Consider the following 13442-nt stretch of genomic DNA (forward strand, 5'->3'; position numbering starts at 1 on the left):
TTACAACCAAGTCAGGCCACATCAGTACAACGGTGGTTTGACGCCTGCAGAGTCTGAACGATTATTTCAGAATGACTCTAAGTCCTTGGCCAAAATTAGTTGACCACTTCATAGTTTAAGTTATGTGTTTTGGAGGAAATTTTATGGTTTGAAGTAATGACGTGCTTGCTGAAGAGAACGTCTGAGTAACTTTGCTTATGATTGCACCTTAGTAAGAAGCTTAAGCGTGATTGAATACATAAAGATAACGACTCACAGATATCTAGGATAAGACCTTATCTGGTGCATAACACATGTAGTCCTGCCATCAATAATTCAGAGTCACTGATTGAGATTATCAAATAGTCCGCAAGATTCCAGTAACTGAATTTACCAACTATGGAACATATTTAAAACTGACGGTATGACACACGTTAACTTTAGATTGGGCAAGATTCTCAGTTATTGGCTTAACGATTCATCAATCGTACTTAATAAAACATCAAAACTCATATATAGAAGAAAGAGTTAAAAGGTTCTTGGACAATCAGGTCGTTATTGATAAAAATCTCACAGTGCCGGAAAATCTCAACATGAGTGGCGATGACCAATTCCAGTGGTGTTTTAATTACTTTTGGACCCTATTTAACATAATATACATTGTGCGCATTAATGTGTATTGAGTTGGATACAGGCATAGAAGTATTTTATAGCTATCTGTGACCTAAAATACTAATAGCACGGATATTGATATAAACTCATCCGCGCCTGCGTCAGTTCTGCAGTACTATGCCAGCAAAATCGTTAAAGAATTCACACAGCGCGTGCTACTTTCTGTCTATTCCTGATGATATCGTCGCTTAATCTCAATCAACAACCAGTCTATCCTCTACGTCAAAGTTGTAAAATAGGGTCTTTAACATATTGATTTGAAGGTAAAGCGCTTACCGATATTTCTCAACTTAAGTGACTACCATGAGTTTAAAGGAGATTCTCGACACTGTGGATCAGTATTATGTCTGACATAAGTAACAGTGAAACAGTTAATTATTGTTTATCTTTTCCAGTATTCGATTACAGAAAATCTAATCAAAAAATATCTCCTTTAGCAAATTAATAGAAAAAGATACTATCTCCTAGATTTAGTTAGACTGAATATTGGGATGTTTCTGTCTATCCATAACGTTTGAGCTGTTAACTCTATCAACTAATACGCTTATGCAGGAAAATGATACTCAACACTCGGGCTTACTTATCCATTGACACATACATCAGCTAATGTTGTTTTGTATGACACTATGTTTGTCAGTTTCAACTGATTGCTTCAAATAAATGATATCGTTTATGGAACATAAAGTTGAACACTATTAAACTTAGAAAAAACAATGTGAGTTTTTATTTGGACAAAAGAATCAACAACTTAGTGAACAACGTCTATTTAATTTACGTGGTCAACAGAAAGGATGTAATCAAAGATAAATGATAACCGCAGCATAACTCACTTCTAGATCTTATTATGACCGTAACTGCCCTAGCCCATTCCCGATCACAACCTTGCTAGAGAACTTTACTAATTCAATTGCCAATATTAGGTATACACTATATTTCAAACACTGAGTGTCTACTGATAATCAAACAGGCTGAATGGATAATTGAGGACAGAGAAAAATCAAAAATCACTGAATAGTCTCAAAGATAAATCCAAAATTTACAAAGTTAGTATCGTGATCGTGTTAATGGCTATTATTCTATAGCCTTTATCGTTACCACGGTAACTTAGGATTCACATAGAAATACATATTTTAAAATTCTCATCAGATAGGGTTTTAGATTAAAGGATAAAAGTACATTTGAGATAATGATTATTATCTGAATTCAGACCTTTATAAACCTCATGAAAAAAGGCAAACCATTTCAGGTTCGCCTTTAAAATTTATCTAACGAGTTATTCACAATGATTTTTTCAAACAGATAGCCATATTCAGAAGAGTAAGCTTCTGAATAGGTGCCCGCTTTTAAAGTTTAAATTGGCTCACTATCCCATTTAAGGTATTAGCCATTCCACCGAGCTCTTGTGCAAGTTCCGTAGTGCTATTAGAGTGGATATTTGTTTCTTTGGCCGAATCATTGATCTCCAGAACACTCTGGTTAATTTCCGCCGCTACTTGAGTCTGCTGCTCTGATGCCGTGGCTATCTGGTCATTCATATTGAGAATAATAGAAACAGAGGTGGTAATTTGTGTCAGGGATTGATTCGCTTCCTCTGTCTTTGTCGAAGTCAGTTGAGCAAGCTGAGTATTTTCCCCCATCTGTGTTACCGCTTTTTTTGCCTCTGTTTGTAGCTTTTCAATCATCAACGTGATCTCATTAGCACTCTCTTGCGTCCGGCTTGCAAGGCTTCGAACTTCATCAGCCACGACCGCGAAACCACGACCTTGCTCACCGGCTCGTGCCGCTTCAATTGCAGCATTTAAAGCCAAAAGATTAGTCTGGTCAGCAATACCTTTAATCACATCGAGAATGCTACCAATATTGACGGTTTCGGCCTCAACGTTTTCGATGACATGGGTAACACCGTCCATCTCATTGACCAGTAAGCGGATATTAGAATTCATATCCTCTACCACCTTCATTCCAACTTCAGAATGCTCACTCGCACCCTGGGCCGACTCAGCTGCTTGCAGTGCACTTCGTGCTACTTCATCGACTGTGGAGGTCATTTCGTTCATCGCCGTCGAAGTCTGCTCAAGCTGCACTGTTTGTGCCTTTGAGCCATCACTCATAGTTTGTGCTGATGATGAAAGGGAGGCTGAGGAGCTATTCAGTGCAATTGTCGTTTCATTAATATTGGCGACAATAGTCCTAAGATTCTGTGTCATGGAGATCACATTGCCATATATACCTTCTTCCACCCCTGAAGTGGATAAATCCATACTTAGATCACCCTCTGCAACTTGTTTGACCATGTTTGATATTTCCAGTGGCTCCCCACCGATAGGTTTATAGATAAGACGAATAACCATCTGGTAGATAACGATCATCAGTGCAGCTAGTGAGATTGCAATCAAAATTAGTGCGTCATATAGGTTATTCATGCTGGCAGCTTCTATGACTTCCATCGCTTCATAACTAGCCACTGTCCAGTTACGAACCTTCATCTTATTACTTGTTACAAAGTACTCTCCCAAACCCGGAGCACTGTATGTCATCGACTTGTTTGATTCAGATATCACTTTGTACTGCGGACGTAATTCAAATATATTCTTACCAATATTGTCCTTTACCTCACTCGATACTATGTAGCCATCGCTTCGGTAGACGAACATCTGATTGTTACTGGTAAGAGAGGCTACATAATCGCTGAATAATTTAACTGGGATATTGATTAACACTACTCCGGAAATTCGTCCTTGGTGCATGATCGGCACAGAAAGACCAAACACTTCAACATTCTTAGTGACATCAACAAAAGATCGAGTAACTACGTAGTGTTCCCCTTCAAAAATCTTCAAGAACCATTCACGTTTAGCGGTGATGGCATTAAAATTAAGTACGGCCTTACCATCACTAATTAAGGTGCCATCTTTTAAACCTAAATAGATACCGGCCTCCCCCTCAATCGTATTAGCGATCTCTTCAACGGTGAGGTTGGCTCGTTCAAGATCGAGGTCGCCATAATCATCGAAAAAGAATGTACCAGAATCGATTACGTCGAAAAAACGCATTAACTTTTCATCTAATGCTTGGGCCACAAGCTTTGATTGCGTTTCAACCTTATCCTGATAACTGGTTTGACTGAATTCAGCAAAATTTTGATAAGCAAGGATGGATACAAAGAGCACCATAAAAAATGATAACGAAGTAAAGAGTCCCGTTATTTTGTGTTTCAGCAGCATAGATATTTAAGCCCATATTTTAAGAATAAACAGAGAGTTTTCACTTAGTCATTACAGACTTAATCATAAAAACTTCATTTTAATTAAAGGCAAGATACAAATAATCTTCATAATGGGCAACGTAGTTTGGCCTAAATTATGAAGTCTTCTACAACATGGTAAATATCTGTAAACCCGGTCTATTTATGGAATTAATTCCAAATTGTTATCGTCAACTTTAATGCGTTTATTCGTTTTGAGCAGAACAGAGGTTGTATAAATTCAATTTTGTTGGAATAACTCTGTTTGTTGCTGTAATTCGATAAAGCAGGTTTTCTTTTATTATTAGAAATGTCAGCCTCCTGTCACAGCGGGAGCATGAAATACCAATAAAAAGGTGATGAAGGTTCCGGAATAATTTTTTCTATGTATGTTAACGGTCTAAATCAATTAAGATCCATCATGAAACGTTAATGTTGAAAATTTGCTTTAATACTGGGTGCATCAATGACCACAATATAATTGAGCCGCTTCAAGTAATGACTAACGAGATTAACATTCGAATTTAAAGTATATAAGAGCCGCTAAAAGCGTTAATAGCTTTTGTCATACGCTCTTTTTTAGCCTGATCGGCATCAGACCTAGAAAGTCTGCTTGTAAGTTTATTAGAGAAATAGAAATGGATCCGTTTGACATCATTACCCCGTTTTCATACTGGATATTGACCTCCTTATGGTTGGTCATAGTCGGTATTTATCTGGTAAAACTTAGACAATTACACGCTGTTGATGGCGCTATTGGTGGAACGGTTGGCGTTCTCCTTATGGTCCTTACCATTGATGCCTTCAGGACCATAATTGAAAGTGTCTATTTTGGGTTGTATTTCAACTCACTATACGGACTGGTACCAAAAGCTATCCACGAGCTGTTGTCGCAACCCTCTTTGCTCATTCTCCCAAAATTAATCAATATTGCTGCTGGTTTGCTAGTCATTTTACTTCTACTCAAGCACTGGGTTCCAAGAGAAATTCGCGAACGCGAAGAAACAATGCGTGCCCTTGAGGAAACTAAAACAACATCAATAAATAATGAAAGATTGTTCAAATCAATTTCAGATTGTGCAACCGATGGCTTCATTTTTGCGAACACTGATCGCTATATCATCTCGATAAATCAGGGCATGGAAGTCTTATTAGGGTATCGTGCGGATGAACTAGTAGGGGAAAAAGCAGCTGTAATTTACGAAAGTGATGAAGAGTTCGAGCGATATGGTCGTATATATTTCAATCTATCCGCTGGCGATAAAGTCAAACCTTATGAAGTAAACTACCGGCACAAGAACGGCAGTATCCTTGTCGGCGAAACCACTAGAGTTGTGATCAAAGCTGAGGATGGTCAAGTTCAAGGCTATATGGGGTTCATTCGGGATGTTACTGACCGCAACAGAACTGCGATGGAATTACAGGCTAGTGAGGCAATGCTATCCCACCATGTTCAGAATACGCCGCTGGGGTACATTTCGTGGGATAAAAACCTTAACTGTGTTGAATTCAACAAATCAGCCGAAGCAATATTCGGATACACCGCCGACGAAGTTAGGGGGCATTGCTTATTCGACGTCTTGGTGCCTGAAGGTTTTAGAAGTGATATCAATAACCTGAATAAGGTATTGTTTGAAAAAAATAAAGCGACCAGAAATATAAATGAGAACATGACAAAAGATGGCAAGTCTATCATCTGTGAATGGTACAACACGCCAATTATAAGTGAGAGCGGTGACGTTATCGGCGTGACGTCATTGATCCAAGATATTACCGAAAATAGGCGAATCCAAATAGCCTTGAGAGAGACTGAGAAGCAATATCGTGACCAAAGCCAGCGTTATGCCGAAGTGATTTTGGGCGCCAACATTGGCACCTGGGAATGGAACGTACAGACAGGCAAAACCGCATTCAATGAGCGCTGGGCAGAGATGTTGGGGTACCACCTTAAAGAGCTTGAACCCATTAGCATCGACACCTGGGAGACACGACTGCATCCCGATGATGTAAAGAACGCCCTTCAACTGCTAAGGCGTTGTTTCAGGAGTGAGACTGACATTTATGAATGTGAATTCCGGATGCAGCACAAAAATGGCAGTTGGGTCTGGATACTCAACCGTGGACGAGTGGTTGAATGGAAAAGTGATGGCAATCCGGTGAGAATGTCTGGCACGCACCAAGACATCACCAATAGCAAGAAATCTGAAGAAGAACTCAAACTTGCTGCCAGCGTATTCACCTATGCCAGAGAAGGGATCACTATCACTGATACTACTGGTGTCATCATAGACGTGAATGATGCTTTTAGCGCGATCACAGGCTACACCCGTGATGAAGTGATAGGACAAAATCCAAGGGTCCTTCAATCCGGACGTCATTTGCCTGAGTTCTATAAAGAGATGTGGAGCGCTTTGCAAGAAAAGGGGCATTGGACGGGGGAGGTCTGGAACAAACGTAAGAATGGCGAGGTTTATCCGGAAATACTCACGATAAGCGCGGTACTCGATGATACTGGCGTAGTGCAAAACTACGTGGCCTTATTCAACGATATCACCGCGATTAAAGAGCATCAGGGGCAATTAGAACGTATTGCCCACTATGATATGTTAACTCACTTACCTAACCGGACATTATTGGCAGACCGTCTAACGCAATCCATGAGCCATTGCCAACGTCAACACTCATTACTAGCGGTCGCCTTTCTTGATTTGGATGGATTCAAAGACGTTAATGATACCTACGGTCATGTGATTGGTGATGAATTATTAATTGTGGTCTCATCTCGTATGAGGGAAGCTTTACGCGATGTAGACACCCTGGCCCGTATCGGCGGGGATGAGTTTGTCGCTGTGATGGAGAATATAGAAACGGTGGAGGATTGTGAACCCATGTTGGAACGCCTGTTGCTGGCCGCATCAGAACCTGTAGTAATAGGGGGAGTCAGGCTGGAGGTCTCTGCTAGTATTGGTGTCACCATTTACCCGCAAGATGGCGTCGATGCAGACCAACTTATGCGTCATGCAGATCAAGCCATGTATGTCGCGAAGCAAGAGGGGAAGAACCGATATCGTTTGTTTGATTCTGCACATAATGCTGCAATGATCACTCAACATGAAAAGTTAGATTGTATTCGTAAAGCTCTCAATAAAAATGAATTTGTGCTTTATTACCAACCTAAGGTCAATATGAAAACGGGGAAGATGATTGGTGCCGAAGCGTTAATTCGTTGGCAATCTCCTGAACGAGGTTTAGTCCCCCCTAACGATTTTTTACCCGTCATTGAGAATCACATTCTCAGTATAGAGATCGGTGAATGGGTCATTAGCACCGCACTTACACAAATTTCAACGTGGCAAAAGTTGGGCTTGGATATTCCTATCAGTGTCAACATTAGCGCGCTTCAATTACAAAGTAAGAATTTTGTATCTCGCTTAGCTGAGCTGTTGGCCGAGTTCCCCGAGGTTACTCCCAGCTCTTTAGAATTAGAAGTACTAGAAACGAGTGCGATAGCCGATGTGCAACAGGTTTCTGAAACCATGCTCGCCTGCATCGAACTTGGGGTTAACTTTGCATTAGATGACTTTGGTACGGGTTACTCTTCACTGAGTCACTTGAGACGTTTACCAGCGAGCTTAATTAAGATCGACCAGACTTTTGTGTGTGATATGTTGACTGACCCTGATGACTTGGCAATTGTCGAAAGTGTTGTGGTGTTGTCTAAGTCATTTAAACGTGAAGTAATTGCAGAGGGTGTTGAGACTATCGCTCATGGTATCGCTCTGTTGAAATTGGGCTGTGAATTAGCGCAAGGCTATGGCATTGCGAGACCTATGATTGCTAAAGATATTCCCGAATGGGCAGCAAACTGGCAGCCTGATGGTACGTGGAGAGATTAAGTGGCATTTTGTTGATTTTAATAATCTTTAAAGAGTGATTTGAATCCATCAGCAATCCTTTCAAACTCGTTAAAAAGGCTCTTATACTATATTGAGAATCATATTTTCTCTCTCCTATCATTAGGACTTTAGTTGAGAGCCTCGTTTTAATTGGCTTAGTTACTCACCCTGTTTTTTGAATCCAGTGTTTCACAAAAAGCAGCTTATATACAGGTTTATGCCAGTTTACTGACTACATCTGCAAAGTAGATCTGTGAGTTGTTTCTCCCCAAATGTTTAGCGAGGTAAAGAGCTTTGTCTGCTTGTTTTAGTAAGTGCGTGGCATTTAGCTCATCATCTTTTAAAGACGCTACGCCGATACTAACCGTCATATTAGCAATCATATCTGAGTCGCTATTCCAAACCTGTAATGATTCAATATTAGTACGGATCCGCTCTGCAATACAAAAGCCTGCGTTAACATCAGTCCCGGGCAATAAAATTGCAAACTCTTCACCGCCAAGTCGAGCTGCAATGTCGGTTTGTCTAAGTAATGAATTGTCTATAGACTCCGCGATACTTGCTAAAACAAGATCACCAACGTCATGCCCATATTTATCGTTATAGGTTTTAAAGTTATCAACGTCGATCATCAACAGCGAAAGGTATTTTTTACTCAATTTAGCAGATGTTATGCTCATACTTATGTGTCTATCGAAGGCAAGTCTATTAGGTAACTTGGTTAAGAAATCGGTTTCAACTTGCTGATGTAACAACTTATTAGCACTCTCAAGTTCAAGTGTTCGGCTATAAACTTTGCGTTCAAGCTCATCATTAAGCTGCTCTAATTCCCGAATGCTGGTATGCCTTGCGGTAGCATCGATTGAGACTACCATTAGGTAATCTATTTGATCTCCATTCTCACTGACTGGCGAAATAGTTGAATGAAACCACACTTCATTTCCTAGCGTGTCTACCACTTTAGCCTCTTGTTCTATAACCAAGCCGGTATCTCGCGCCTTTCTTAAATTATTGGACATTTGGTCCCGAAAAGACTGCGGATAAAAATCAAAAGGATAAGCCTTGCCGTAATACTGCGTAACATCACTCATGGAAAGCGTTTTAACTCCTGCAGAACTCATAAACTGCAGGTTAAAATCAAGGTCGATAATTTTTGTACAAATAGGAGAATGTTCTATCCACGCATGGCTCTGCTTTTTAGAAAAACGCAGATGATCTTCTTTGGTTCTGAATTTAGATAATGGCATTATGTATCGTCTCTATCCTTGAGATTATTTATCCTGACGGTCACTTCAATGTCCTCACATACTGGTATTGAAGTTAACAGCAGGCCAGATGTAAAGCGCCGCTTCATATTTTTCAAACAGTCGTTTCTCTAGCCGTTTTATCGAGCTATTACTTGCCAAATATTGGCAGTGAACACTGGCAAGCTCAAGTAAGTGTAGTAGGTTGATTAAGTACCGTTAAGTTTAATCTCTACAAGTACCCTTCCCATGTATGCGTAAATTTACCCCTCATTTCTAATTCGACTCGAAAATGGCTAGTAGTATGGGAAGTAATAGGAAAATATTTTGAATCTACACCAAAGTTGTAGCTCTCTTGTGGGTTCACGGTAGTTGTGCTGTCTAAGCCCACTTAAAGACATAAACGCGTTAGGGTAAAGTGCCTAACGCATTTAATTCAGATCAGTTAAAGGAAGTTAAAGCTTAAGCTTTTCGCTCGTTTAGAACGTCTTTAAAGGCAAACATTCCATTTAGCGCTGCAGGGAAACCGGCATAAACTGACATTTGCAACAACACCTCTTTTACCTCTTCCTCGCTGCAACCCACGTTCAAAGCGGCGTTTAAGTGAACCTTAAGCTGTGGAGTGCAGTTACCTAATGCGGTTAGCGCTGCAACCGTTGCTATTTCTCTCGACTTCAAATCAAGGGCTTGGCGGGTGTAGATGTCTCCAAAAGGATATTCAATCGTGAACCTAGCGAGATCAGGACAAATCTCTTGTAGGCTTTCAATAACTTGATGTCCCGCATCACCGTCAATTTTTGATAGCTGCGCTAAACCTAAGGTGAATCTGGTATTTTTCATGAGTAAACTCCAATCTTTAAATTGAAGCCACAGCTTACAAGTTAGAGTTAACTCTAAGTCAACTCACTTTTCCCTCTTTATATTGGCTGATTTTATGCGCTAAAGCCGCTAGATGTTTTTGTTGCTGTTGAATATGAATTTTCAAGCTTTCTTGGTGTTGTTCTAACAACATTTGGCGCTCTAATACGGTATTTGAACCCAATTCTCGGAGCGTTGCATACTCGATGATGTTCGCTAAAGGCATTCCAGTCTCCTTCAGGCGATTAACAAAACTAACCCACTCTATATTTCTGTTGGTATATGCTCTGTGGCCGCTAGTGTTTCTGTGCACGTTTTTAAGTAAACCTATTTTTTCATAGTAACGCAGGGTATGAGGCGATAGACCAACTATATTTGAAAAATCTTTCATATTCATAGTATTACCTATAATACTTAGTGTTTTTTTTGCTCTATTTTAGTTGATTGATGACATTACGCAATAAGATGCCAGGAACAAACCGAACAATAGAGGCTTTACCATGATACCCATGATTATGGCATTTTGTTCTATTAACAATTCAATCGATTCCACATTAGACAACAGCAATATGGAACGCAGCGAGTTTTGTACAGGCTAGCTACCCGATAGTATTTTAAAGCATGAATTTAACCGTTAGGTTACTGCCCCAACCTAGCACTGAACCCAAATTAGGCCGAATGTTAGGTCAATTACTTTTGTTTAGCCATTGTCTAATCATTGCTATTATTTCCGTTTTTTTACCCTATACCGCTTAGTTCATAGGCTCGCTATATCAAAGCGGAACCATCCGAATGATAATCAGTTTTACCGTTCAGATTCGATAAAGAACAGATGAGCATTATTAATAACAGTCTGATAAACGGGCTAGCTGCATATATGTCGTAGATACCATATACTGTTAATATATATTCAAATCATCAATATCGAGCGAACAATGGAAGTCGAGCTACTTGAAATTCGAAATTTCATCCGCCAATACCCACCTTTTGATCAACTGCCAGAAAAAGCGTTAATTGAAGTTTCAAGAAGTGTCGAGATCTCATACTACCGAGCTGACAGTATGATCATTGAGTTTGGTAACAAGATCCACGACCTCTATATGATCCGCAGCGGTGTGGTAGAAATATATCGCCGTACTGGTGAGCTTTATAACCGGCTTGATCAAGGTGGTTTATTCGGCCAGATGGGGCTATTGACCAATAATAAAGTGCGTTTCCCAGCCAAATCGCTTAAAGACACCCTTTTGTACTGCATTCCAGATGACATCTTTGCTGATTTTTGCGAACGCTTCGACACCTTTGCCGACTTTGTTGAAGTAGAAGGCAGTATTCGATTACAGCAAGCCGTTGAAGATAATAGTGATGATGCTAATTCACTAACGACCTCAAAAGTAAAAACCTTACTCAGTGGCGAGCCAGTGATGCTGCCGACCACGACCACGATTCAGAATGTGGCCAAAATTATGTCTGCTGAGAATGTCTCTGCGGCAATCATCAATGATCCTAACCTAGCGGATGAAGGTGGTAATAGCTTTGTTGGCATTATTACTGAGCGCGATCTGTGCGCTAAAGTGATCGCGCAAGGGCTAAATGTTGATACCCTAGTGGTCGAAGTAATGTCTACAGAACTCATCTCTTTGGACCACAACGCCTATATCTTTGAAGCGATGCTATTAATGCTTCGATATAACGTTCATCACCTGCCCATTCTCAAAAACAAACAACCGATTGGCTTAATAGAAGTCACCGACATCATTCGTTATGAGTCTCAAAATAGCCTGTTAATTGTCAGCAGCATATTTCAACAAAACAGTATTGATGATCTTATTATTCTGTCGAGTCAACTCAAAGACTGCTTTGTGCGCATGATTAACGAAGATGCCAACTCACACATGGTGGGTCGAGCCATGTCGGAAATTGGCAGAAGTTTTAAACAGCGTTTTCTTGAGTTAGCGGAAGAGAAGCTGGGCCCACCACCTGTGCCTTACTGCTTCCTAGCATTAGGCTCTATGGCGCGCGATGAACAACTTATTGTTACCGACCAAGATAATGCGATTATTCTTGATAACGAGTATCAAGAATCACTGCATGGGGACTACTTTAAGGCGCTTGCCACTTATGTTTGTGATGGTTTGGCTGCGTGCGGCTACACCTATTGCACCGGTGACATCATGGCGACTAATCCTGAGTATCGAAAAACCCAGTCTCAATGGGAAGAGTGCTTTGCTGACTGGATAGAGAATCCAAACCCGCAAGCGCTACTTAATAGCTCCATCTTTTTTGACCTGTACGGTGTCTATGGCAGACAAAAATGGGCTGAACAGTTGAATGCCTTTATCCTTAGAAAAGCGAAGAAGAACAACCGCTTCTTGGCCTGTCTTGCTAGAAACGCATTAAACCGTACACCTCCACTTGGCTTTTTTAAAGATTTTGTAATGGAAAAAGATGGTCGTCATAACAACACTATTAATTTGAAGCGACGTGGTACTGCACCGTTAGCCGACTTGATCCGTGTGCACGCCCTTGCTATTGGTTCTCAATCGCAAAATTCATTTGATCGATTAGAAGACATCATTGAGGCAGGCATTTTACCGCCATCAAAAGGCAAAGATCTGCAACATGCGATGGAGTTCATCTCTTTGGTTCGTATTCGTCATCAAGCATTAGACATCGAGTCAGATCAAGAGCCGGATAACAATATCGAACCTGAAAACATGTCTGATTTTGAAAGGCGTAATTTAAAAGATGCTTTTTTGGTGTTAAGCAGTGCACAAAACTTTTTAAAGTTCCGCTATACAGCCAACAGTATGCAGGGTAAATAATGCGTAATTTTACCAATCAAGAGGTATTAAACTGGAAAGCGTTTTTGCACATTAAAGCGCTTGAAAGTAAAGATAGCCGCCTAACTAACTTTTATAATGCCAGTACTTACCATGGTGAAACCGAACTTAAGGATATCGATTTTGTTGCCTTAGATTTTGAAACCACCGGTTTAGATGCTGATCAAAATAGCATTATTAGCATTGGTTTGGTTCCTTTTACCCTGCAACGAATTGCTTGTAGACGGGCTAAACACTGGTTTATAACACCGGAAGATAAACTCAAGGAAGATTCAATTATCATTCACGGGATTACTCATTCTGATCTTAAGGGAGCACCCGATCTGCTGCGGATTTTAGAGCAGCTATTGGACGAGCTGGAAGGGAAAATTGTGGTGGTGCATTACCGCAGAATTGAACGTGACTTTTTTGATGCTGCACTTAGAAGCTTGATCAATGAAGGTATTGTTTTCCCGGTCGTTGATACCATGCAAATTGAAGCAGATATCCAACAGGCTCGTCCGAAAAAGTTTATTGACTGGTTTAAAAATACTCGCCCGGAATCGATTCGCCTTGCCAATAGTCGTACCCGTTATAATCTGCCCACTTATCCGCCACACGATGCCTTAACCGATGCTATTGCTACCGCAGAGCTACTACAAGCGCAAATCCACCACCATTTCAGCCCAGACACGCCGATTAAGAAGCTATGGTTATGAAGCTTTAACTA

7 protein-coding genes are annotated in these 13442 nt (G+C 40.5%); 3 read left to right on the forward strand and 4 right to left on the reverse strand.

Annotation, left to right across the window (positions count from 1 at the left end; genetic code table 11):
• Positions 1-1994: 1994 nt before the first annotated feature.
• On the reverse strand, positions 1995-3875 hold the full coding sequence (locus L2729_RS19595) for a methyl-accepting chemotaxis protein (protein WP_248989771.1): 1881 nt from the start codon (positions 3873-3875) through the stop codon (positions 1995-1997).
• Positions 3876-4533: 658 nt separating this feature from the next.
• Here L2729_RS19595 and L2729_RS21805 point away from each other — a divergent pair.
• Entirely contained in the window at positions 4534-7791 is a 3258-nt protein-coding gene (locus L2729_RS21805) for a bifunctional diguanylate cyclase/phosphodiesterase (protein ID WP_346347770.1), read from the forward strand.
• A 215-nt stretch (positions 7792-8006) separates the two neighbouring features.
• Here L2729_RS21805 and L2729_RS19610 read toward each other — a convergent pair whose 3' ends face one another.
• The 3 genes from L2729_RS19610 to L2729_RS19620 all read right to left on the reverse strand — a co-directional run bounded on the left by L2729_RS19610 (position 8007) and on the right by L2729_RS19620 (position 10290).
• A complete protein-coding gene (locus L2729_RS19610) occupies positions 8007-9038 on the reverse strand; it encodes a sensor domain-containing diguanylate cyclase (protein ID WP_248989772.1) in 1032 nt (343 codons plus the stop codon).
• A 459-nt stretch (positions 9039-9497) separates the two neighbouring features.
• Positions 9498-9875: a carboxymuconolactone decarboxylase family protein gene (locus L2729_RS19615; RefSeq protein ID WP_248989773.1), complete on the reverse strand. Its 378-nt coding sequence runs from the start codon at positions 9873-9875 to the stop codon at positions 9498-9500.
• 58 nt (positions 9876-9933) lie between these two features.
• Positions 9934-10290 carry a MerR family transcriptional regulator gene (locus L2729_RS19620; protein ID WP_248989774.1) on the reverse strand — a complete coding sequence of 119 codons (357 nt, stop codon included), beginning with the start codon at positions 10288-10290 and terminating at the stop codon, positions 9934-9936.
• Between the two features lie 538 nt (positions 10291-10828).
• On the opposite strand from L2729_RS19620, the gene L2729_RS19625 reads away from it, so the two are divergent.
• Together L2729_RS19625 and L2729_RS19630 are read left to right on the forward strand one after the other, a co-directional pair.
• Positions 10829-12715, forward strand: a complete 1887-nt coding sequence (locus L2729_RS19625) for a DUF294 nucleotidyltransferase-like domain-containing protein (protein WP_248989775.1) — start codon at positions 10829-10831, stop codon at positions 12713-12715.
• A complete protein-coding gene (locus L2729_RS19630) occupies positions 12715-13431 on the forward strand; it encodes a 3'-5' exonuclease (RefSeq protein WP_248989776.1) in 717 nt (238 codons plus the stop codon). Before L2729_RS19625 ends, L2729_RS19630 begins: the two co-directional genes overlap by 1 nt.
• Positions 13432-13442: the final 11 nt, after the last annotated feature.

Origin of the sequence: Shewanella gelidimarina, from assembly GCF_023283945.1 — a bacterium.
In the GTDB taxonomy this organism is placed as follows: Bacteria; Pseudomonadota; Gammaproteobacteria; order Enterobacterales; family Shewanellaceae; genus Shewanella; species Shewanella gelidimarina.

Bases quoted from the DNA above. Each gene is read 5' to 3' on its own strand.
- L2729_RS19595 (WP_248989771.1), bottom strand. From the start codon at position 3,875: ATGCTGCTGAAACACAAAATAACGGGACTCTTTACTTCGTTATCATTT.
- L2729_RS19630 (WP_248989776.1), top strand. From the start codon at position 12,715: ATGCGTAATTTTACCAATCAAGAGGTATTAAACTGGAAAGCGTTTTTG.
- L2729_RS21805 (WP_346347770.1), top strand. From the start codon at position 4,534: ATGGATCCGTTTGACATCATTACCCCGTTTTCATACTGGATATTGACC.
- L2729_RS19620 (WP_248989774.1), bottom strand. From the start codon at position 10,290: ATGAATATGAAAGATTTTTCAAATATAGTTGGTCTATCGCCTCATACC.
- L2729_RS19625 (WP_248989775.1), top strand. From the start codon at position 10,829: ATGGAAGTCGAGCTACTTGAAATTCGAAATTTCATCCGCCAATACCCA.
- L2729_RS19610 (WP_248989772.1), bottom strand. From the start codon at position 9,038: ATGCCATTATCTAAATTCAGAACCAAAGAAGATCATCTGCGTTTTTCT.
- L2729_RS19615 (WP_248989773.1), bottom strand. From the start codon at position 9,875: ATGAAAAATACCAGATTCACCTTAGGTTTAGCGCAGCTATCAAAAATT.